Annotated in this window: 21 protein-coding genes, 1 tRNA gene and 1 rRNA gene; 12 read left to right on the forward strand and 11 right to left on the reverse strand. The window is 71.9% G+C overall.

From position 1 onward, the window contains the following. Nucleotides 1-129 precede the first annotated feature (129 nt). Genes IEZ24_RS20040 through IEZ24_RS20050 form a run of 3 tightly spaced genes read left to right on the forward strand, consistent with a single transcriptional unit; the run spans nucleotide 130 to nucleotide 2651 of the window. The gene (locus tag IEZ24_RS20040) at nucleotides 130-519 is read left to right on the forward strand and encodes a hypothetical protein (protein WP_129456811.1); all 390 of its coding nucleotides are present in this window, start codon (nucleotides 130-132) and stop codon (nucleotides 517-519) included. Then, nucleotides 479-1930, forward strand: a complete 1452-nt coding sequence (locus IEZ24_RS20045) for a sensor histidine kinase (protein ID WP_224745608.1) — start codon at nucleotides 479-481, stop codon at nucleotides 1928-1930. Before IEZ24_RS20040 ends, IEZ24_RS20045 begins: the two co-directional genes overlap by 41 nt. Before the next feature lie 25 nt (nucleotides 1931-1955). Further along, nucleotides 1956-2651, forward strand: coding sequence for a response regulator transcription factor (locus tag IEZ24_RS20050; RefSeq protein ID WP_129456809.1), 696 nt, complete (start codon nucleotides 1956-1958; stop codon nucleotides 2649-2651). Between the two features lie 26 nt (nucleotides 2652-2677). Here the strand turns inward: IEZ24_RS20050 and IEZ24_RS20055 are convergent, their stop codons facing one another. The 6 genes from IEZ24_RS20055 to IEZ24_RS20080 all read right to left on the reverse strand — a co-directional run bounded on the left by IEZ24_RS20055 (nucleotide 2678) and on the right by IEZ24_RS20080 (nucleotide 6894). After that, on the reverse strand, nucleotides 2678-3577 hold the full coding sequence (locus IEZ24_RS20055) for a serine/threonine-protein kinase (protein WP_129456808.1): 900 nt from the start codon (nucleotides 3575-3577) through the stop codon (nucleotides 2678-2680). Nucleotides 3578-3606: 29 nt separating this feature from the next. Beyond that, nucleotides 3607-4002, reverse strand: coding sequence for a hypothetical protein (locus IEZ24_RS20060; RefSeq protein ID WP_129456807.1), 396 nt, complete (start codon nucleotides 4000-4002; stop codon nucleotides 3607-3609). A 137-nt stretch (nucleotides 4003-4139) separates the two neighbouring features. Then, nucleotides 4140-4211, reverse strand: a tRNA-Val gene (locus tag IEZ24_RS20065). Between the two features lie 147 nt (nucleotides 4212-4358). After that, complete coding sequence (locus tag IEZ24_RS20070) at nucleotides 4359-4844, reverse strand: peroxiredoxin (RefSeq protein WP_129456806.1); 486 nt, start codon at nucleotides 4842-4844, stop codon at nucleotides 4359-4361. Further along, on the reverse strand, nucleotides 4841-6499 hold the full coding sequence (locus tag IEZ24_RS20075) for an AMP-binding protein (protein WP_129456805.1): 1659 nt from the start codon (nucleotides 6497-6499) through the stop codon (nucleotides 4841-4843). The genes IEZ24_RS20070 and IEZ24_RS20075 overlap by 4 nt, the downstream gene beginning before the upstream one ends. Beyond that, complete coding sequence (locus tag IEZ24_RS20080; protein ID WP_275938097.1) at nucleotides 6496-6894, reverse strand: DUF3052 domain-containing protein; 399 nt, start codon at nucleotides 6892-6894, stop codon at nucleotides 6496-6498. Before IEZ24_RS20080 ends, IEZ24_RS20075 begins: the two co-directional genes overlap by 4 nt. 232 nt (nucleotides 6895-7126) lie before the next feature. On the opposite strand from IEZ24_RS20080, the gene aceE reads away from it, so the two are divergent. After that, the gene (gene aceE, locus IEZ24_RS20085; RefSeq protein WP_242498601.1) at nucleotides 7127-9922 is read left to right on the forward strand and encodes a pyruvate dehydrogenase (acetyl-transferring), homodimeric type; all 2796 of its coding nucleotides are present in this window, start codon (nucleotides 7127-7129) and stop codon (nucleotides 9920-9922) included. A 24-nt stretch (nucleotides 9923-9946) separates the two neighbouring features. Here aceE and IEZ24_RS20090 read toward each other — a convergent pair whose 3' ends face one another. Then, the gene (locus IEZ24_RS20090) at nucleotides 9947-10753 is read right to left on the reverse strand and encodes a helix-turn-helix domain-containing protein (protein ID WP_129456803.1); all 807 of its coding nucleotides are present in this window, start codon (nucleotides 10751-10753) and stop codon (nucleotides 9947-9949) included. Between the two features lie 106 nt (nucleotides 10754-10859). Between IEZ24_RS20090 and IEZ24_RS20095 the strand changes: the two genes are divergently transcribed. Beyond that, a complete protein-coding gene (locus tag IEZ24_RS20095; protein ID WP_242498600.1) occupies nucleotides 10860-11246 on the forward strand; it encodes a VOC family protein in 387 nt (128 codons plus the stop codon). 14 nt (nucleotides 11247-11260) lie between these two features. On the opposite strand, the gene IEZ24_RS20100 is transcribed toward IEZ24_RS20095, so the two are convergent. Further along, nucleotides 11261-12247 carry an alpha/beta fold hydrolase gene (locus IEZ24_RS20100; protein WP_242498599.1) on the reverse strand — a complete coding sequence of 329 codons (987 nt, stop codon included), beginning with the start codon at nucleotides 12245-12247 and terminating at the stop codon, nucleotides 11261-11263. Nucleotides 12248-12396: 149 nt separating this feature from the next. Here IEZ24_RS20100 and IEZ24_RS20105 point away from each other — a divergent pair, with 149 nt between their 5' ends. The 7 genes from IEZ24_RS20105 to IEZ24_RS20135 all read left to right on the forward strand — a co-directional run bounded on the left by IEZ24_RS20105 (nucleotide 12397) and on the right by IEZ24_RS20135 (nucleotide 19450). Continuing rightward, on the forward strand, nucleotides 12397-13569 hold the full coding sequence (locus IEZ24_RS20105; RefSeq protein WP_129456802.1) for a PucR family transcriptional regulator: 1173 nt from the start codon (nucleotides 12397-12399) through the stop codon (nucleotides 13567-13569). A gap of 80 nt (nucleotides 13570-13649) precedes the next feature. After that, the gene (locus IEZ24_RS20110) at nucleotides 13650-14834 is read left to right on the forward strand and encodes an acyltransferase domain-containing protein (protein WP_129456801.1); all 1185 of its coding nucleotides are present in this window, start codon (nucleotides 13650-13652) and stop codon (nucleotides 14832-14834) included. Next, on the forward strand, nucleotides 14834-15847 hold the full coding sequence (locus IEZ24_RS20115) for a beta-ketoacyl-ACP synthase III (protein ID WP_129456800.1): 1014 nt from the start codon (nucleotides 14834-14836) through the stop codon (nucleotides 15845-15847). The genes IEZ24_RS20110 and IEZ24_RS20115 overlap by 1 nt, the downstream gene beginning before the upstream one ends. 58 nt (nucleotides 15848-15905) lie before the next feature. Continuing rightward, a complete protein-coding gene (locus tag IEZ24_RS20120; RefSeq protein WP_129456799.1) occupies nucleotides 15906-16151 on the forward strand; it encodes an acyl carrier protein in 246 nt (81 codons plus the stop codon). 91 nt (nucleotides 16152-16242) lie between these two features. Continuing rightward, nucleotides 16243-17493, forward strand: a complete 1251-nt coding sequence (gene fabF / locus IEZ24_RS20125) for a beta-ketoacyl-ACP synthase II (protein WP_191192890.1) — start codon at nucleotides 16243-16245, stop codon at nucleotides 17491-17493. A gap of 19 nt (nucleotides 17494-17512) precedes the next feature. After that, entirely contained in the window at nucleotides 17513-18943 is a 1431-nt protein-coding gene (locus IEZ24_RS20130) for an acyl-CoA carboxylase subunit beta (protein ID WP_129456797.1), read from the forward strand. Nucleotides 18944-19009: 66 nt separating this feature from the next. Continuing rightward, nucleotides 19010-19450, forward strand: a complete 441-nt coding sequence (locus IEZ24_RS20135) for a hypothetical protein (protein WP_129456796.1) — start codon at nucleotides 19010-19012, stop codon at nucleotides 19448-19450. Between the two features lie 4 nt (nucleotides 19451-19454). Here IEZ24_RS20135 and IEZ24_RS20140 read toward each other — a convergent pair whose 3' ends face one another. The 3 genes from IEZ24_RS20140 to rrf form a co-directional block, all read right to left on the reverse strand. Further along, nucleotides 19455-19982: a DUF3145 domain-containing protein gene (locus IEZ24_RS20140; RefSeq protein ID WP_439116376.1), complete on the reverse strand. Its 528-nt coding sequence runs from the start codon at nucleotides 19980-19982 to the stop codon at nucleotides 19455-19457. A gap of 144 nt (nucleotides 19983-20126) precedes the next feature. Next, entirely contained in the window at nucleotides 20127-21086 is a 960-nt protein-coding gene (locus IEZ24_RS20145) for a tetratricopeptide repeat protein (protein ID WP_129456795.1), read from the reverse strand. A gap of 115 nt (nucleotides 21087-21201) precedes the next feature. Further along, nucleotides 21202-21319, reverse strand: a 5S ribosomal RNA gene (rrf, locus tag IEZ24_RS20150). Nucleotides 21320-21321 lie beyond the last annotated feature (2 nt).

Below are 21321 nucleotides of genomic sequence, written 5' to 3' on the forward strand. Positions count from 1 at the left end.
ACCCACGACGACGAGGGGGTCGCCGAGCGTGCTGCGACGGACGGCACCTCGTCCGCGACGAACGGATCCTAAGAGCCTTCTCATCCACGTCTCACGCACCCGCCACGATCGGGGACCACGATCACCGGCATGGGACAGGTGACCAGGGCGCTGCTGCTCCTGGCGGTCGTGGTGCCGGTGACGGCCTACGTCGCCGGGTCGCTGGCCTCGCCCGGCTCGCCCCCGCCCGCCGACCACAGCCCGGTCATCCTGCGCGACGCCCCGGCCGACGAGCCGGAGACACCGGCGCCACCCGCACCCGCCCCCACCTCCAGCGACGACCGCGAGCGCCGGGGAGAGCGCGACGGGAACGGCGACCGGGACCGCCGGCGCGACGGCTCCGGCCGGGGCGGGGGCGACGACGCCCGCGTCGTGACACCGCAGCCGACACCGGTCGGGGAGGATGACGACGACGAGTGGGACGACGACGGGCCAGACGATGACGACACCGACGACGAGCGGACCGACGGGGACGACTGAGGGTGCCCGCCGCCGCTTCACGCGTGTCTCCGTCCGGACCCGCATCACCGTCGTCATCGCCGTCCTCACGGCAGCCGCGATGACCGGAGCGGGCCTGCTCGTGTACGCCCTGGAGTCGGCGCGCATCGAGCGCCAGGTCACCTCGCAGATCAGCCAGGAGATCGCGGAGTTCCGCAACCTCAAGCGGGACCCCAACACCGGCGAGCCGTTCGACGACGTTGGCCGGGTGCTCAACGTCTTCCTCACCCGCAACGTGCCCGACGACGACGAGATGCTCGTCGGCTACGTGCGCGGCGAGGTCCCCGAGCGCACCGTCAACCGCTACGGCCAGGAGGTGCTCGACGAGCCCGCCTACCAGGAGGCCCTCTCCGACCTCGCCGGGGTCGGCGGCACGCGGGTCATCGACTCGCCGACGTTCGGCGAGACGTGGGTGACCCTCGTGCCGGTCACCAACGCGCAGGGCGAGGGCGCCCTCGTCATCGTCAACTTCCTGCGCGACGAGCACGAGGAGCTCAACGGCACCCTGCAGACCTACACGCTGATCGCGCTGCTCTCCCTCGGCCTCATCACCACCATCGCCGCCTTCCAGTCCGGCCGCCTGCTCGCGCCGCTGCGCACCCTCGAGAGCACCGCCCGCGAGATCACGGCCACCGACCTCTCGCGGCGCATCCCCGAGCGCGGCAACGACGACATCACCGCGCTCACGCGCACGATCAACGGCATGCTCGAGCGCCTCGACGGCGGTTTCGCCGCGCAACGGCAGTTCCTCGACGACGCGGGGCACGAGCTCAAGACCCCGCTCACCGTCGTCCGCGGGCACCTCGAGCTCCTCGACGGCGACGACCCCGAGGAGCTCGCCCAGACCCGCGAGCTGCTCCTCGACGAGGTGGACCGCATGTCACGCCTCGTCGGCGACCTGATGCTGCTCGCCAAGAGCCGGCGTCCCGACTTCCTCGTCCTCGGCGAGGTCGAGCTGACCTCGTTGACCCAGTCGGTGCTGGCCAAGGCGACAGCGCTCGGCGACCGCGACTGGCAGCTCGACGCCATGGCGCGGGGCCGCGCGGTGCTCGACGAGCAACGTGTCACCCAGGCGCTGCTGCAGCTCGCCGACAACGCGGTCAAGCACACCGACGCAGGCTCCGTGGTGGCGATCGGCTCGGCCTGCGACGACGACGAGGTACGGCTCTGGGTCCGCGACACCGGTGACGGCATCCCCGTCGAGGACCGGGAGTCCGTGGTCGAGCGTTTCGGACGCAGCCACGTGCGAGCGGGCGACGACGGCTTCGGGCTCGGCCTGAGCATCGTCAGCGCGATCGCCGAGGCCCACGGAGGGGCCGTACGCATCACCGACGCCGAGCCGCACGGCGCGCAGGTCGAGATCGCCCTCCCTGCCCGGACGATGACCAGATGACCAGCCAGACGAGCGAGGAGACGACGTGGCCCAGATCCTGATCGTGGAGGACGAGGAGCGGATCGCCGCGTTCGTGGCCAAGGGCCTGCGCGCCGAGGGCCACCAGCCGACGGTCGCGGCCGACGGTCCGAGCGGCCTCGACGAGGCCTTGTCGGGACGCTTCGACCTCATGGTGCTCGACATCGGCCTGCCGGGGATGGACGGCTTCGAGGTGCTCGACCAGCTCCGCTCCCAGGGCAGCCGCATGCCGGTCATCATCCTCACGGCCCGCGACTCCGTCACCGACACCGTCACCGCGCTCGACAGCGGCGCCGACGACTACATGGCCAAGCCCTTCCGCTTCGCCGAGCTGATGGCACGCATCCGGCTCCGCCTGCGCTCGCTGGCCCCGACGGACGCGCCGGCCAGCGGCGACGACCTCGTCGTCGGCGGCCTGCGCCTGGACCGGCGTACGCGCCGCATCTCCGGCCCTCAGGGCGAGTCCGAGCTGTCGGCGCGCGAGTTCGCGCTGGCCGAGATCTTCCTGCTCAACCCCGGCCAGGTCCTCACCCGCGAGCAGCTCCTCGACCTGGTGTGGGGCTACGACTTCGACCCCGGCTCCAACGTCGTGGACGTCTACGTCGGCTACCTGCGCAAGAAGCTCGGCACCGGGTCGATCGCCACCGTCCGCGGCGTCGGCTACCGGCTCAACCCGGGATCTTCCCAGCCCCTCTCTTCCTAGGCCCTCTCTTCCTAGGCCCTCTCTTCCTAGCCCCTCGGGTTGAAGGCGGCCAGCGAGCCGCGCGGCAGGCCGGCCAGCACGGGCTCGAGCGCCTCGGCCACCTCGTGCGGCAGCGGGCGCGCATCGGGGTCGACGCGCAGGCACGCCGCGATCACCTCGGCGACGGCCGGGGGCACGTCGTCGGGCAGCGCGACGGGCGCGTCGACGAGCTGCGGGAAGCGCAGGCGTACGTCGCGCGCGTCGGGGTCGCCGTGCTCGAAGGGCCTGCGGCCGGCGACGGCGTGGAACAGCGTGGCGCCGAGTCCCCACACGTCGGAGGCGAAGGACGGCACCGGACCGCCGTGCTCGTGGGAGGCCCCGGGGTCACACTGTTCGGGCGCCATGTAGGCATCGGTGCCGATCGGGTGGCGCAGGCGCCGCGCGTCCTCCTCCGGGCGCGCGACCGACAGGTCGATGAGCCGCGCCGGGGCGCCCATGATGACGTTGCTCGGCTTGATGTCGAGGTGCGTCCAGCCGATGTGGCGGAAGTAGTGCAGGGCCGCGGCGACGTCGATCGCCAGCGGCAGGTACTGCTGCTCCTGGAGCCGCCCGTAGCGGCGGATCAGGCTGGACAGGCGCGGGCCGTCGATGTGCTCCAGCACGACGTGCGGACGGTCGCCGTCCTGCCCGTCGCGCAGCCCCCGGACGACCACGGGGTGGTTGACCGTGGCGAGGGCGAGGACCTCCCGGCGCAGCCCGCGCCGGGAGGACTCGTCCTCGACCTGGGAGGGACGCAGGACCTTCACGACGACGGGCGACCAGGTCACCTCGTCGAAGCACAGCCAGGCCTCGTACGCGGCTCCTCCGCCGAGCCGGCGCAGTGCGCTCAGCCCGGGAGCGAGGAGCTCGCCCTCGTCGAGGCGCCAGCCGTCGTCGTTCCTGCCCATGGTCGCGTCCCTCCCCGGCCGCCGCCCGCTCAGCCGCGGCCGCGGGTGTCGTTGCGGCTGCGGTCGTTGGTCTTGTTGGCTGACCAGTCGCGGGTGCGGTCGCCGCCGTCGCGGGTCCAGTCACGCGTCTTGTCGCCGCGGCTCCTGTCGCGGTCGCGGCTCACGTCGGTGACGCGGCTGTTGGTGTTGTCGTTGGTGTCGCGGCTCTGGTCGGTGTACGACGGGCTGTTGGTTCCCGTGTCGTCATCGTCGTCGTTCGTGTCGTCATCGTCGTCGTCGGCGACCAGGACGAGCGACGGCGCGTCGTCCTCGCGCTTGGCGGCCTCGTCGTTGCCCGCGGAGACGACCGGCGACGACATCCCGATCAGGCCGAAGGCGGTCAGCCCGGCGACACCCAGCAGGGTGGTGGGAAGGATCTTCCTCATCGTGGTTCCTCTCGTCGGGGGCCGGTGCGGCCCCGGGTGTACGAGAAGACTGGCGCGCCGCCGTGAGCCGACCGTGAGGCTCCGATGAGAGGGCTCTCATGCAAGGCTGTCGACCTGCGGACGAGCTGGGGACGGGGTGCGTCGGGACGGTTTCGAACCGCCGACCGCTCGGGTGTAAACCGAGTGCTCTACCGCTGAGCTACCGACGCGCAGTGGCACACCCTACGGGACCCGGCACCTGCGGGAGAAATGAGTTGAGCCGCTGGCGTCTCGGGTCACCAGCGGCTCAACAAGATGAAGATTACACCCCGGCCCAAGGGTGGTTCCAAGAATCCGGAAAAAGCGTCCGGATCTGTCTAGACCAGGTGCGTCTCGAGAGCCGCGTGCAGCTCGCGGAGGTGCTCGTCGAGGTCCCGTCCGTCTGGGTTGGCGTTGTGCACCGCCCACCGCAGCCGGCCCTCGCGGTCCACGACGTACGACGATCGCCGGGGCGCACCGCGGCCGGAGTCGAACACCTCGTAGGCCGTCGACACGGCGCCGTGCGGCCACCAGTCCGACAGCAACGGGAAGTTGAGACCCTCCGACTCGGCGAAGGTGCGCAACGCGTAGACGGAGTCGCAGGAGATCGCGAGGACCTCGGTGTCGAAGGTGAGGAACTCGTCGAGCCGGTCCCGGACCCCCGACAGCTCCCCGGTGCACACACCGGTGAACGCGAACGGGAAGAACATCAGCACGACCGCCTTGCGACCGCGGAAGTCGCTGAGCCGCACGTCCTGGCCGAACTGGTCGCGGAGCGTGAAGTCGGGTGCCTCGTCGCCGATGCACAGTCCTTCGCAGGTCACGCTGGTTCCTCGCCGTCCTTCTCGTCCTGGTTCCGGTCCCACCCGGCGAGCTCCCGCTTGAGGATCTTGCCCGTGGCGTTGCGGGGCAGCTCGTCGAGGAACACGATCTCGCGGGGCACCTTGAACCTTGCCAGGTTGGCCTTCACGTGGTCGCGCAGCTCGTCCTCCGACACCTCGCCGGTGCGCACCACGAAGGCACGCAGGCGTTGACCATAGTCCTCGTCGGCGACGCCCACGGCAGCGACCTCCGCCACGTGCTCGTGGGTGACCAGGCAGTCCTCCACCTCCTGCGGGAAGACGTTCTCCCCGCCGGAGACGATCATGTCGTCGTCACGGCCCGCCACGTGGAGCCGGCTGGCCTCGTCGTAGTAGCCGACGTCCCCCGAGGACATCAGGCCGTCCACGACCTCCTTGGACCCGCCGTTGGTGTAACCCTCGAAGAGGAGCCCGTTGCCGACGAAGATCCGTCCGGTCTCCCCCTGGGGGAGCTCGCGGCCGGCCTCGTCGAGGATCTTCACGACCGTCCCGTAGGGAGGCTTGCCCGCCGACGTCGGGTCCGCGCGCAGGTCCTCCGGCGTGGCGATCGAGGCGTACGCCACCTCGGTCGAGCCGTAGATGTTGTAGAGGTTGTCGCCGAAGCGGTCCATCCAGGCCCGGGCGAGCGTGGCGGGCAGCGCGGACCCGGACGAGGCGACGACCTCGACGCGGGACAGGTCGATCCCGTCGAGCACCTCCGGGTCGAGCGCGAGCATCCGCTGGAGCATCACCGGGATCACGACCATCGACTGGCACCGCTCGTCCTGCGCGGTCCGCAGCGCGGCCTCCGGGTCGAAGGTGCGCCGGAGCACGACCGTCGAGCCCAGCAGCATCGCGAGGGCGAGGTGCGCGAAGCCCCACGTGTGGAACAGCGGCGCGGCGATGTGCGTACGCCACCCCGCCCGCAGCGGCATCCGCGAGAGCAGCGACACGGCCGCGTCGATGCCGGCCTCCTTGCGCGGCGCGCCCTTGGGCGTCCCGGTGGTGCCGGAGGTGAGGATGACGATCCGGGCGTGCCGCTGCGGTGGGTGCAGGTCGCCCTCGTCGTGCGCGGACACGAGCCGCTCCAGGGTCTCCGCCGAGCCGGGGTCGCCGTCGGTCCACGCCAGGACGCGGCGCTCGACCCGGGCACCGGCGAGCAGGGCGGTGAACTCCTCGTCGTGGATGACCATGCTCGGCGCCTCGCGCTCGAGCACGTCGACCAGCTGCGGACCCGCGAAGGCGGTGTTGAGGTAGAGGATGTCGGCGCCCAGCTTGGCGATGGCGATCGAGGCGTCGATGAAGCCGCGGTGGTTGCGGCACATCACCGCCACGGAGTCGCCCTCGCGCACCCCGCGCTCGGACAGCGCGCGTGCCAGGGAGTTGGACCGGCGGTGCAGCTCGCCCCAGGTCAGCTCGCCGAGCTCGTCGACGACGCCGACCTGGTGGGGCGCCCGGGCGGCCAGCGTCGCGAACCCGCCCGCCGGGCCGGTGCCCCAGCGCAGCACGACCCGTCCGATGTCGGCGAGGGTGCGCGGCCCGTAGGGGCGGATCACGCCGGCGCGGCCCAGCACGCCGAGCGTGGTGGCGACGCCCGAGGCCCGGGCCGCGAGGGACGTCGAGAGGTCGCGGGCGGTCACGCGGGAGTCTTCGGAGCGACCAGCCGCGTGGCCTGCCAGTCCTTGCTGACCGCCGCGGTGGTCGTCTGCGACAGCCCGGCGATCGGCGCGGCCTCGGAGATGTCCGCGGCGTCCACCGTCCCGGGTCGTCCGACCTTCGGGGTCAGCAACCAGATGGAGCCGCCGCCGACCAGGTCGGTCAACGCGTCGACGAGGCCGTCGACGAGGTCGCCGTCGTCGTCGCGCCACCACAGCAGCACGGCGTCGACCACGTTGCCGTAGTCACCGTCGACCATGTCGGCGTCGATGCAGTCCTCGACCGCGACGCGCAGCTCGTCATCGGTGTCGTTGTCCCAGCCGAGTTCCTGGACGACCATGCCGGGCTTGAGCCCGAGCCGGTCCCCCGTGCCTGTCACCGGGGCAGAGTCGCCCACCGTCGAGCTCACGCATTGCCTCCAATGTCCGGGTGCGCCCGAACAGTCGGCTGTCAGCCGGCTGGTCGGGCATGGTTGCGCACAGTCCACAGGAACACGGCAGGAGCCGCAACCCCGTCCCGCCCGGCGGGCCGACCGTGGACCCGGATGTACGCCCTGCGGGACTACCCGCGGGTAGATTTCGTGGGGCGGGCTCGCGTGACACGATGAGCGGGTGAGTGACGCCGAGAAGTCCACCTCCCTGTCCGACAAGGCCCAACCCATCGCGTCGGTGATCCACGAGGGACTCCCCACCCAGCTGCCCGACATCGACCCCGACGAGACCCAGGAGTGGCTCGCGTCGTTCGACGCGATGCTGGACGACCGGGGTCGCGACCGGGCCCGCTACGTCATGCTGCGCCTGCTCGAGCGCGCGCGCGAGAAGCAGGTCGGCGTCCCGGCCCTGCGCTCCACCGACTACATCAACACCATCCCCCCGGAGCGGGAGCCATGGTTCCCCGGCGACGAGGAGGTCGAGCGCCGCATCCGCGCGTTCATCCGCTGGAACGCCGCGGTCATGGTGTCCTCGGCCAACCGCAAGGGTCTCGAGGTCGGCGGCCACATCGCCACCTACCAGTCCTCCGCCAGCCTCTACGAGGTCGGCTTCAACCACTTCTTCCGCGGCAAGGACCACGAGGGCGGCGGCGACCAGCTCTACATCCAGGGCCACGGCTCCCCGGGCATCTACTCCCGCGCCTTCCTCGAGGGCCGCCTGAGCGAGGAGCAGCTCTACCGCTTCCGCCAGGAGGTCCAGCACGGCAAGGGTGCCGGCCTCCCGTCCTACCCCCACCCGCGCCTGATGCCGGACTTCTGGGAGTTCCCGACGGTCTCGATGGGCCTGACCGCCATCAGCTCGATCTACCAGGCCCGGTTCAACCGCTACCTCGACAACCGCGGCATCAAGGACACCAAGCAGCAGCGCGTGTGGGCCTTCATGGGCGACGGCGAGATGGCCGAGCCCGAGTCGCTCGGTGCGATCCGCGTCGCCGCGCGCGAGGAGCTCGACAACCTCACGTGGGTCATCAACTGCAACCTCCAGCAGCTCGACGGCCCGGTCACGGGCAACGGCAAGATCATGCAGGAGCTCGAGGCCAACTTCCGCGGTGCCGGCTGGAACGTCATCAAGGTCGTGTGGGGTCGCGAGTGGGACGCCCTCCTCGCCAAGGACGTCGACGGCGTCCTCGTCAACAGGATGAACTCCACCCCCGACGGGCAGTTCCAGACCTACTCGACCGAGGACGGCGCCTACGTCCGCGAGAACTTCTTCGGCGGCGACCCGCGCCTGCGCAAGATGGTCGAGCACATGTCGGACACGCAGATCGAGAAGCTGCCGCGCGGCGGCCACGACTACCGCAAGGTCTACGCCGCCTTCGACGCCGCGACCAAGCACACCGGTCAGCCCACGGTGATCCTCGCCCACACCATCAAGGGCTGGACCATCGACGCCCTGGAGGGCAAGAACGCCACCCACCAGATGAAGAAGCTCACCCTCCCGGACCTCAAGAAGTTCCGCGACCGGCTCTACCTGCCGATCAGCGACCGCGACCTCGAGGAGTCCTACGAGAAGACCGGCGGCGCGCCGTTCTACCACCCCGGCGCCGACTCCCCCGAGATCGAGTACATGCTCGAGCGCCGGAAGGCACTCGGCGGCTCGGTGCCGCGCCGCGTCAACCGCGCCACCGCGCTCAAGCTCCCCGGCGACGAGCTCTACGCCGAGCTCAAGCAGGGCTCCGGCAAGAACAAGTTCGCCACGACGATGGCCGTCGTCCGGCTGCTCCGTGACTGGATGAAGGACCCGGAGATCGGCGAGCGGATCGTCCCGATCGCGCCCGACGAGTACCGCACCTTCGGCATGGACTCGATGTTCCCGAGCGCCAAGGTCTACAACCCCGGTGGCCAGCAGTACGACTCGGTCGACCGCAAGATGCTGCTGTCCTACAAGGAGTCCGCGCAGGGGCAGATGCTGCACGAGGGCATCTCCGAGGCGGGCGCGATGGCCTCGGCCACCGCTGCGGGGTCTGCCTACACCACGCACGGCGAGCACATGATCCCGTTCTACATCTTCTACTCGATGTTCGGGTTCCAGCGCACCGGAGACTCGATCTGGGCGATGGCCGACCAGCTCGCCCGCGGGTTCCTCATCGGCGCCACCGCCGGCCGGACCACGCTGACCGGCGAGGGTCTCCAGCACGCCGACGGCCACTCGCCGCTCCTCGCGGCAACCAACCCGGCGGTCGTCCACTACGACCCGGCGTTCTCCTACGAGATCAGCCACATCATGCAGAACGGCCTCGAGCGGATGTACGGCTCGGGCGGACCGGACGGCCACGGTGAGGACGTCATCTACTACCTCACCGTCTACAACGAGCCCGTCTCCATGCCGGCCGAGCCGTCCGACGTCGACGTCGACGGCATCCTCAAGGGCATCCACCGGGTCTCGACCGCCGACGGCGAGGGCCCGCGGGTCCAGCTGATGGCATCCGGCGTCGGCTACCCGTGGATCGAGGACGCCGCGCGGATGCTGGCCGAGGACTGGGGCGTGCAGGCCGACCTGTGGTCGGTCACCTCCTGGAACGAGCTCGCCCGCGACGGCGCGGCCGCGGAGCAGTGGAACCTGCTCCACCCGGGCGAGGAGAAGCGCACCGCCTACGTCAGCGACAAGCTCGCCGGCGTGCAGGGTCCGGTCGTCGCGGTGTCCGACTACATGCGCGCGGTCCCGCTGCAGATCGCTCGCTGGGTGCCGGCCGACTACCGCGTCCTCGGTGCCGACGGGTTCGGCTTCGCCGACACCCGCCCCGCCGCCCGACGCTTCTTCCACATCGACGCCGTCAGCGTCGTCGTCCAGGCCCTCCAGGCCCTCGCCGACGCCGGTGAGGTTCCCGTGGAGAAGGTCGTCGAGGCTGCCGAGCGCTACAAGATCGACGACCCGACCGCGACCAAGGACATCGAGCAGGAGGGCGGCGACGCCTGACGGCGTCGTTCCCCTGGTGGTGGGTCACGCCTCCCGCGCGTACGACGCGGGAGGGTGGCCCACCAGCTGCGTGAAGGCCCGGATCAGGTGGGACTGGTCCGCGTAGCCCAGCCGCGCCGCCAGCCCGGCCCAGTCGACGTCCTCGCCACCGTGGGCGGCGGCCATGACGTCGAGCAGCCGGAACCGCTGCACCACCCACTTCGGGCCGATCCCCACGTGCCCGCGGAACCAGCGCTGGAGCGTCCGCAGGCTCACCCCTGCCAGGTCGGCCAGCTGGTCGGCCCGTACGAGGGACGTGTCCTCCTCAGCCCGCTCGACGAGCGCCGCCAGGCGCCCCACCAGCGGGTCGTCCTCGCGCGGCAACCCGGCGAGCCATCGCCCCAGCACCGCCGCGCCGTCCTCGGGGCGGGTGCAGGCCAGCACCTCTTCCGCCACCGCCCGGTCGTCCACGCCCAGCACCTCGGACGCCGGCACCTCCCGCCCCTCCAGCGCCCCCACGTCGCCGCGCAGCAACGGCCGGAACCCGGCCGGGCGGAACCCCGCCGCGACTGTGTGCCCGGCCCCCTCGAGGCGGCGGCGGAACATGCGTGGGTGGACACCGTGGACGAGGAGACGAGGACCACCCGCGACGGCCTCGGCCGAGACGTGCACCACGGGCCGCGGCACGACCTCCTGGTCGTACGGGTCGGGCACGTCCCAGCGGACCCACCAGAAGTAGTCCACGAGGTCCGCGAGGTCGTTGCCGGGCTCGGCCCGGCCCACCTCGATGCGCCGCTCCGCCCGGCTGGGCCGCACGACGGCAGCCTGCACGCGGCCGGATCGGGAGGGCACCCGGCCAGCCTAGGCCCCCGCCGGCACCTGTCGCCTTTGTCCAAGCCCCGGCCTCCCGGCGCGACCGACACTGTCGGGACCACCACGTTCGAGCAGAGGAGAGACAGTGGGCGAGCAGGAGCGGACCGTACGCATCGCGATGGTGACCCTGGACTGCGCGGAGGTCGCGCCGTCCGCCCAGTTCTGGTCGACGTTCCTCGGCTGGGAGGTGACGGCGAGCAGCGAGGACTACGCGATGCTCGCCGCGCCCGGCGGCGGTCCTGCGCTGGGGCTGGGCCGCGTCGAGGGGCACCGGCCCCCGGCGTGGCCGGACGAGGGCGGCCGCAAGCAGTTCCACCTCGACCTCGCCGTGGACGACCTCGACGCCGAGTCAGCGCGCGCGGTGGGGCTGGGCGCCCGGCTGGCCGACCCGCAGCCCGGTGAGACCTGGCGGGTGCTTCTCGACCCGGCCGGCCACCCGTTCTGCCTGACCGACGCCGCGAGCTGGGGATAGCCGGCGGCGCCCCGTCAGGCGCTCGACGCGCGTCGTACGGAGTGCACCGGTGCGAGCGGCGACTCCCCCGCCTCCGCCTGCACCGGAGGCACCCGGGCGCCGTCGTCCAGCAGCTGACGCCATCGTTCGCGGTCGTACCGGCTCGGATCGGTCGACCGCATGAAGTCGCGCACGATCTTCACGAACCGCTCGGGGTGGTCGCGGTGCGGGAAGTGTCCCGCGTTCGGCACCACCTCGATGCGGGCGGACGGCGCGAGGGCGCTCGCGTTGCTGGCGTGGCTGACGGGGATCACCATGTCGTCGGCACCCCAGATGACGCACATGGGCATGGCCTCGGTCAGGTAGGCGCGGTCGGACATCGTGACGATCTGGCCGCGCCAGTCGACGACCGCACGCACGACGTGGCGGATGGCTGCGCGGGTGCGGGGGTCCTTGAAGGAGTCGTAGATGTCGGCGACCTCGCCGAGGTCGCGCGCCTGGGGCATCCGGCTGCGGGCGAGCAGCCGCATGGTCGCCGTCGTGACGTGCCGCAGGCCGGGTGCGGTGAGCACCCCCATCAGCTGGTGGAAGCCGGGTGTGGTGATGGCCCGGATGGCGGGACTGACGTCGGGCCCCAGCCCGCCCGAGCCCACGAGGACCAGGCGCTCGGTCCGCTCGGGGTACTGGTAGGCGAACTGCATCGCCACGCCTCCGCCGAAGCTGTGGCCCACCACGGTCGCTGAGTCGACACCCAGCACGGTCAGCAGGTCGCGCATGCCGTTGGCGTAGCCGCCCACGCTGTAGTCGGCGCGCGGCTTGTCCGAGGCGCCGTGGCCGAGCAGGTCCGGCGCGATCACGGTGTGCGTGCGCGCCAGCGACTCCATGACCGGCGCCCACGTGGTGTGGTCGCAGCCGAGGCCGTGCAGCAGCAGCACCACCGGCCCGGAGCCCATGCGGACGTACGCGCGACGGTGGCCGTGCACGGTGACGTGCTGCAGGTGCGGGCTGGTGCGACGGGGCACGGGGACTCCAACGGGGCGGGGGCAGGTCCCGGATTCAACCAGACACCGCCACCCTCGCCACGCCCGGCCCGGCGCCGATGCCAAGTCGTGACCTCGGGCCCGCGTTCGTGGGAATCCCACTACGCGCCAGCCCCCACTAGAGTCGCTCCATGTCTCCGTCACGACGCCGCGCCGCCGAGGCCCTGCGCAACTCGACGGGGGCCCTGAGCACCGCGGCGACCGGCCGGATGTCGACCGACCTGCCGTGGTTCGACGACCTCAGCGCCGAGGACCGCTCGTGGGTCGGGCTGATCGTGCAGGCCGGCATCCGGGGCTTCGTCGACTGGTACGACCAGGAGGTCGAGGCCTCGGCGCACGACCCCCTCGACGTGGTGGTCTTCGGGGCGGCGCCGCGCGAGCTCACCGGCGTCATCTCGCTCCAGCAGACCGTGGAGCTGGTCCGCCTCAGCATCCGGGTCGTGGAGACGACCATCGACGCCCTGCTCGACCCGGAGGACGCGCGCGAGGTCCACGACGCGGTGCTGCTCTACGCCCGCGAGGTCGCGTTCGCCACCGCCGCCGTCTACGCGCGGGCCGCGGAGTCGCGCGGCGCATGGGACGCACGTCTCGAGGCGCTGGTCGTCGACGCCGTCGTCCGGGCCGAGGCCGACGAGACCGTGCTCTCCCGGGCCAGCGCGCTGGGCTGGGGCGCCCACGGCGACGTCGCGGTGGTGCTGGGTGCCGTGCCGCCCCACCGCGCGGAGCTCGACGTCTTCGAGTCCGTACGCCGTTCCGCCCGCGCCGGCGGGATGGACGCCCTGTGCGCCATCCAGGGCGACCGACTGGTCGTCGTCCTCGGCGGCGTCAGCGACCCGCTCCCTGCCGCGACGCGGCTGCTCGACCACTTCGGCGACGGCCCCGTCGTGGTCGGACCGGTCACCGCCGACCTGGCCCATGCCAGCGCGTCGGCCCGAGCCGCACTGTCGGCACACCGCGCCGCCAGCGGGTGGCCGGACGCGCCCCGGCCGGTGTCCAGCCGCGACCTCCTCCCCGAGCGCGTCCTCGCCGGCGACGGCCACGCGCGACGCCACCTCGTCGACGAGGTCTACCTGCCGCTCATGGGCGTGCGCGGCACGCTGCTGGAGACCCTCGGCGCCTGGTTCGAGCACGGCTCGTCGATCGAGGCGACCGCCCGGGCGCTGTTCGTGCACCCCAACACGGTGCGCTACCGGCTCCGTCAGGTCACCGACGTCACCGGCTGGTCCCCCACGCGGCCGCGCGAGGCGTTCACCCTCCAGCTGGCGCTGATCCTAGGGCGCCAGTCGGGTCGTACGGAACTGTAGGAAACCTACAAGATTCTGGGGGTGAGTTTCGTCGGCGTCGGACCCGCGACCTTGCTGGCGGAGGCGGCAGAGTGGGTCTCGTGCTCGTCATCGTCGCCCCCGGACAAGGGGCCCAGACCCCCGGATTCCTCACGCCATGGCTCGAGGACCCCGTCTTCGCCGCGCGGTTCGACTGGCTGGCCACCGTGGCCGGCATCGACCTGGCCCACTACGGCACCGAGGCCGACGCCGAGACCATCCGTGACACCAAGATCGCCCAGCCCCTGCTGGTCGCGACCGGACTGGTCGCGGCGCTCGACCTCTTCCCGCACCCGGCCGACGCGTTCTCCCGCATCGGCGCGGTCGCCGGACACAGCGTCGGCGAGCTCACCGCGGCCGCCGGCGCCCGTGCGATCACCGCCGAGCAGGCGATGGTCCTGGTGCGCGAGCGCGGTAACGCGATGGCGGACGCCGCGGCCGTCACCGCGACGGGGATGACCGCGGTCCTCGGCGGCGACCGCGAGGAGGTCCTCGCCTCGGTCGAGCGCCACGGCCTCACCGCAGCCAACGACAACGGTCCCGGCCAGGTCGTGGCCGCCGGCACGATGGAGCAGCTCGCCGCGTTCGCCGAGGACCCCCCGGCCAAGGCCCGCCTGATGCCGCTGAGCGTCGCCGGCGCGTTCCACACCACCCACATGGGTCCGGCCGTGGACCGGCTGGCCTCCCTCGCCCGGTCGGTCTCGACCCACGACCCGCGCACGCCGGTCATCTCCAACCGTGACGGCCAGGTCGTCCACGACGGTCGCGAGGTGCTGCGCCGCATCGTCGGGCAGATCGCCAACCCGGTGCGCTGGGACCTCTGCATGGAGACGATGTCCGACCTCGGCGTCACCGGCATCCTCGAGATGCCGCCGGCCGGCACCCTCACCGGCATCGCCAAACGCGCGCTCAAGGGGGTCGAGACCTTCGCCCTCAAGACGCCCGACCAGCTCGACGCCGCCCGCGAGTTCTGCGACAAGCACGGCGAGGCGTCGATGATCGAGACCACCCCGACCTGGCGGATGATCGTGTCCCCGGCCAAGGGCACGTTCCACCTCTCGTCCGAGGCGGTCGAGCGCGACGTGCTCGTGCCCGGCGTCGTGATCGGTGCCGTCGCCAGCCTGCGCGACCGCACCGAGATCACCGCCCCGCACGGCGGCTCGGTCGTCGAGTGGCTCGTCGAGGACGGCGACCTGGTCTCCCCCGGCCAGCCGCTGCTGCGCCTGCACCCGGAAGGTTCGAGCTGATGACCACGATCACCACCACGACCGGAGCGCCGCACGCGGCCATCCTCGGCATCGGCGCCTACCGCCCCGTCCGCGTCGTCCCGAACGCCGACGTCGTCGAGGCGATCGACTCCAGCGACGAGTGGATCCAGCAGCGCTCCGGCATCAAGACCCGCCGCTGGGCCGGTCCGGAGGAGTCGGTGCAGATGATGTCGGTCGAGGCGTCCCGGATCGCCCTCGAGCGTGCCGGGATCGACGCCGGCCAGATCGACTGCGTGGTCGTCGCCACCGTCAGCCACCTGCTCCAGACGCCGGCCGTCGCCACGGCCATCGCGCACGAGCTCGGCACCAACCAGGCGGCCGCCTTCGACATCTCGGCGGCGTGCTCCGGCTTCTGCCACGGCATCTCGCTGGCCTCCGACTTCGTCCGTGCCGGCAGCGCCCGCCACGTCCTGGTCATCGGGGTCGAGCGGCTCACCGACATCCTCGACCTGACCGACCGCGGCACCGCCTTCATCTTCGCCGACGGCGCTGGTGCGGCGGTCGTCGGCCCCAGCGACACCCCGGGCATCGGCCCGGTCGTGTGGGGCTCCGACGGCGAGCAGTTCGACCTGATCCGGCAGCGGGAGGACTGGCGCGACGTCGTCGGCAGCCCCGAGGTCCCCGGCAGCGGCGTGATGCCGCACCTGGTGATGCAGGGCAACCCGGTGTTCCGCTGGGCGTCCTTCGCCATGGCCAAGATCGGGCAGCAGGCGCTCGACAGTGCCGGCATCGGCCTCGACGAGCTCGACGTCTTCGTCCCGCACCAGGCCAACATGCGGATCATCGACGCGATGGCTCGCTCCATGAAGCTGCCCGACACCGTGAAGATCGCCCGGGACGTCGCCGACCAGGGCAACACCTCGGCCGCATCGGTCCCGCTCGCGCTCGACCGGATGATCGCCGAGGGCGAGGCCAGGTCCGGCGACACGGCCCTGCTCATCGCGTTCGGCGCCGGGCTCTCGTACGCCGCCCAGGTCGTCACCGTCCCCTAGCTCCAGACCCCCGTTCCAGACCACCCCAAGCACCACCCCCAACAAGAAGGGAAGGCCCATGGCCACCACCGAAGAAATCCGCGCTGACCTCGCCGACATCGTCAACGAGGTCGCCGGCGTCGACGCCGACGACGTCCAGCTGGACAAGTCCTTCGTGGACGACCTCGACGTCGACTCGCTCTCCATGGTCGAGGTCGTCGTGGCCGCCGAGGAGAAGTTCGGCGTGACCATCCCCGACGACGAGGTCAAGAACCTCAAGACCGTCGGCGACGCGGTCGCCTACATCGAGCGCGCCCAGGGCTGACGCCCTCTCCCACGTCACGGGGGCCGCCGTCCAGCCCGGCCCCCGTGACCCAGGAACCCCCCGAACCCCGCGAGAAACGGAACCTCATCTGATGCCCTCGACCCGCGTAGTCGTCACCGGCCTCGGCACCACCTCCCCCGTCGGAGGCGACGTCGCCTCCACGTGGCAGGCCCTGCTGGCCGGCACCTCCGGCATCTCGCACCTCACCGACGAGTGGGTCGAGCAGCTGCCGGTGAAGATCGGCGGCCGCGTGGCCGTCGAGCCGTCCGAGGTCCTCGACCGCGTCAAGGCACGTCGCCTCGACCGGTCCAGCCAGTTCGCCATGGTCGCCGCCGACCAGGCGTGGGCCGACGCCGGCCTCGAGGGCTCCGGCCTCGAGCCCGAGCGCCTCGCCGTCGCCGTCGCGTCCGGCATCGGCGGAGTGACCACCCTGCTCGCCAACTACGACATCCTCCTCGAGAAGGGCGCTCGCCGCGTGTCCCCCCTCGCGGTCCCGATGCTCATGCCCAACGCGCCGGCGGCCAACGTCAGCCTCAAGTACGGCGCCCGGGCCGCGGTGCACGCGCCCACGTCGGCCTGCGCGTCCGGCAACGAGGCCATCGCCATGGCCATCGACCTGATCCGCCTCGGACGGGCCGACGTGGTGCTCGCCGGTGGCACGGAGGCCGCGATCCACCCGCTGCCGATGGCCGCCTTCGCCAACATGATGGCCCTGTCCAAGACCGGCAGCGAGGAGGGCGGCGACCCGACGCGCGTCTCCCGCCCGTGGGACACCGCCCGTGACGGCTTCGTGCTCGGCGAGGGCGGCGCCGTGCTGGTCCTCGAGTCCGAGGAGCACGCCCGTGCCCGCGGCGCGAAGGTGTACGCCGAGGTGCGCGGCGCCGGCATCAGCAACGACGCCCACGACATCGCCCAGCCCGACCCCGAGGGTCGCGGCGGCACCCGCGCCATCAAGATGGCCCTGCGCGAGGGAGACGTCGACCCCGCGACCGTCGTCCACGTCAACGCCCACGCCACCTCCACGCCCAAGGGCGACATCGCCGAGGGCCTCATGCTGCACGCCGTCCTCGGCGAGCACGTCGACCGCTGCGTGGTCACCAGCACGAAGTCGATGACAGGCCACCTCCTCGGCGGCGCCGGCGCGCTCGAGGCCGTCGCCACCGTCATGGCCCTGCACGACCGGGTCAGCCCCCCGACGATCAACCTCGACGACAAGGACCCCGAGGTCGACCTCGACATCCCGACGTCGCGACGCGACCTCCCCGAGGGCGACATCGTCGCGCTCAACAACTCCTTCGGCTTCGGCGGTGCCAACGTCGCGGTCGCCTTCGGCAGCGTCTGAGCACGCCGAAGGACCATCGATGACGACCACCGCCACCAGGCCCGCGAAGCTCCCCCGTGAGGAGGACCCGCGCAACCCGATCCACCGCCTCACCGCGCTCCTCGACGAGGGCACTCTCGAGCTGCTCACCCCCGACGACGACTCGGGCATGCTGGCGGCGGTGGGTCGCGTCGACGGCACCTCCGTCGTCGCGTTCTGCAGCGACGCCACCGTCATGGGCGGCGCCATGGGCGACCTGGGCTGCCGCGTCGTCGTCGACGCCTATCACCGGGCCATCACCGACGGCGTGCCGATCATCGGGCTCTGGCACTCCGGTGGCGCGCGCCTGGCCGAGGGCGTCCTCTCCCTCCACGCCGTCGGACGCATCTTCCAGGTGATGACCCAGGCATCGGGCGTGATCCCGCAGATCTCGGTGGTCCTCGGTCCCGCCGCGGGCGGCGCGGCCTACGGCCCCGCGCTCACCGACGTGGTGATCCTCGGCCCCGAGGGCCGCATCTTCGTCACCGGTCCCGACGTGGTGCGCTCGGTCACCGGCGAGGACGTCGACATGCTGCGCCTCGGCGGTCCCGAGCCGCACGGGCGCCGCTCCGGTGTCGTCCACATCCTCACCGAGTCCGAGCGTGATGCCCTCGACCGGGCGCGCACGGTCGCCTCCCTCCTCGGGGCCCAGCACAGCCTCGACGCCGACGCCGTCGAGGACCGCGACCTCGAGGCGCTCCTGCCGGAGTCCAAGAAGCGTGCCTACGACGTGCACCCCCTCGTCGAGGCGGTGCTCGACGACGGCACCATGCAGGAGCTGCACGCCCGCTGGGCGCCCAACATCGTCACCGCGCTGGGCCGCTTCGGCGGTCGCACCGTGGGTGTCGTCGCCAACAACCCGCTGCGCCTGGGCGGCTGCCTCGACTCGCTGTCGGCGGAGAAGGCCTCCCGGTTCGTCCGGATGTGCGACGCCTTCGGTGTGCCGTTGATCGTCCTCGTCGACGTGCCCGGCTACCTCCCCGGCGTGGGCCAGGAGTGGGACGGAGTCGTACGCCGTGGCGCCAAGCTGCTGCACGCCTTCGGCGAGTGCGTGGTCCCGCGGGTGACGCTGGTGACCCGCAAGACCTACGGCGGCGCCTACATCGCGATGAACGCCCGCTCGCTCGGCGCCACGCGCGTCCTGGCCTGGCCCGGCGCCGAGGTGGCCGTGATGGGCGCCGTGGCCGCGATCCGCATCCTGCACCGCCGCAAGCTGGCCGAGGTGTCGCCGGAGATCCGTCCGCAGGTCGAGGCGGAGCTCGCAACCGAGCACGAGCGCATCGCCGGCGGCGTCGACAAGGCCGTCGAGATCGGCGTCGTGGACGAGGTCGTCGAGCCCGGCCGCACCCGGAGCGCCATCGCCCGCGCCATGCGCCACGAGATCGACACGGCCGGCGTGCGACGCGGCCGGCACGGCAACATCCCGCTCTGAGGCCGGCGCCGACGTAACGCACGTCACAGGTGGGTCGTTGGACACCTCGAACCCCTCGGAGGTGCCATGTTGCCGACCCTGCTCGCGACCGCCGCGCTGACCGCGACGAGCCTGCTTCCCCTGCCGCTCCCCCTGCCCACCGATCCCGGCGACGAGCCTCCCGTCCAGGCCGACCCGGTCGTCCTGTCAGGTGCGCTCAGCGCCTCCGACGGACGGCTGAAGCGGGGCTGCAAGGACTATGCGTACGCCTACGCGGTCACCACGGAGTCGGAGGACTGGACCTTCGACATCACCCTGCAGGACCGCAACGGCCGGGGCGTGAACGCGCAGTCCCTGATCGGCCCCAACGACGCCGAGTCCGGCGTGCTGACCTACCGGCTGTGCCGCGGGGCGACGGCGCCCGGGCGCTTCGTGCTGACGGGTCTCCTGACGTCCTACGAGGGAACCAGCAACGAGACCTCGGTGCAGGTCACCGACGCGTTCCGGCTGCGCAAGCGCAACCGGTAGGACGTCACACCACCTGGTGCAGCCACCGCACCGGAGCACCCTCGCCCGCGTGGCGGAAGGTCTCCAGCTCGTCGTCCCACGGCTTGCCGAGGAGGTTGTCGATCTCGAGCAGCAGCGTGGTGTCGCCGAGCGCCGCCTTGACCACGGCGGCCTTGAGCCGGTCCTCCGGGATGAGGATGTCCCCGTGCGGCCCGGTGATGGCGTGGAAGATGCCCAGGTCCGGCGTGCACGAGAAGCGGGTGCCCTCGGAGGAGCTGGTGGGCTCCTCGGTGATCTCGAAGCGCAGGTGGTTCCAGCCGCGCAGCGCCGACGCGACGGCAGCCGCGGTGCCGGCGGAGCCCGTCCAGGACAGCTCCGCGCGGTAGGCCCCCGGCTGGGCAGGCTGAGGCGTCCAGTCGAGCGAGACGGCAACTCCGAGGACTCCACCCACGGCCCACTCGATGTGCGGGCAGAGAGCGGAGGGAGCAGAGTGCACGTAGAGGATGCCCCTCGTAGCCGGGCCGTCCGGACGGGAAGCAATGCGTGTGGTCACCGTGACCTCCTTGAGTTCCGACGCTCCAGATGCGCCTTCCCCAGCGGTCTGTCGTCAGTGCTCAACAAGAGTCGAGTGACACCTATGTGATTAGTGACCCCATTGTGACCCATGTGGCGCCGGAATGCCAGCCTGTCGCACCGGTCAGGACTGCCGGCGCTCCAGGAGGTCCGCGCGCTCGGCGGCGTCGGTGAGCTCGTCGGAGTCGATCGCGTGCGTGCGGTGGAACCAGGCGAGTGCGTCGGCGTCGCGACCCGCAGCCTCGAGCGTGTCGGCGTACGCGTAGCGCAGTCGCACCACCCAGGCCGAGCGGCTCTTCGACGTCAGCGGCGCGAGCTCGAGAGTCCGCAGCGCGGCATCGAGCTGTCCCATGTCGCGTCGTGCTCCCGCCTCGACCAGCGTCATCTCGGCCTTGGCCTCGGTGCTGAAGTTGGCGACGGACGGGCTCTTCGCCAGCTTGATCGCCTGTTCCGGGTTGCCCAGCGCCCGGTGGCAGTCCGCCATGATCGGCAGGTAGTCCGTGGCACCGTTCATCCGCTTCGCGGCACGCAGCTCCGAGAGCGCCTCGGCGTAGTGCCCTGCCGCGTAGGCGGTCTCCCCCGCAGCCTCACGCACCACCGCGATGCGCGACGCGCGAGCGCGGGCAGCGAGGGCGTGACGGTAGGCCAGCTCGGGGTCCTCGTCGATGAACGCGCCGGCTGCGGCGAGGTGGCGCGCCACGCGGGCAGCGAGCTTCTCCGGCAGGCCCTTCAGCTGGGCGCGGACACCGCGGTCGAGCTCGGCACCGGTGATGTGCTCGGGCAGGTCGGGGCCGTCGTACGCGGCCTGGTCCGCCGTGCGCTTCTCCTCCGTACGCCCGCGGAACCCTCGCTGGTCGCCGCCCGAGGGCCGCTTGCCGCCTGGCCGCCCGCCCGAGGGCTTGCCGCCGGCGGACTTGCCACCCTGGTAGCCGCCGCGCGACGAGCCGCCCCTGCCAGTGGGCTGGTCGTCACGGGCGCCGCGCCCGCGGGGCGAGGAGCCACTGCGGCCGCCGCCGGACGAGCTGGCTCGTCCCGCACCGGATCCACCTCGTGCCGGACGCTGTCCTCGACGGTCCTCGGCCACAGCCGCACTCTCCTTCTTCCTGCGTCGGCCCCCGTCCCCGGGGCAACCGTACTCACTCCATGCCATGAAATGGCACAGGGGCCACCAGATTCCTGGTGGCCCCTGCCAAATGTTTGTCCGGCGGCGTCCTACTCTCCCACAACCTCTCGGTTGCAGTACCATCGGCGCTGAAAGGCTTAACTTCCGGGTTCGGTATGGGACCGGGTGTTTCCCGTTTCGCTATGGCCGCCGTAAC

Origin of the sequence: Nocardioides ganghwensis (genome assembly GCF_014779655.1) — a bacterium.
Lineage (GTDB): Bacteria > Actinomycetota > Actinomycetes > Propionibacteriales > Nocardioidaceae > Nocardioides > Nocardioides ganghwensis.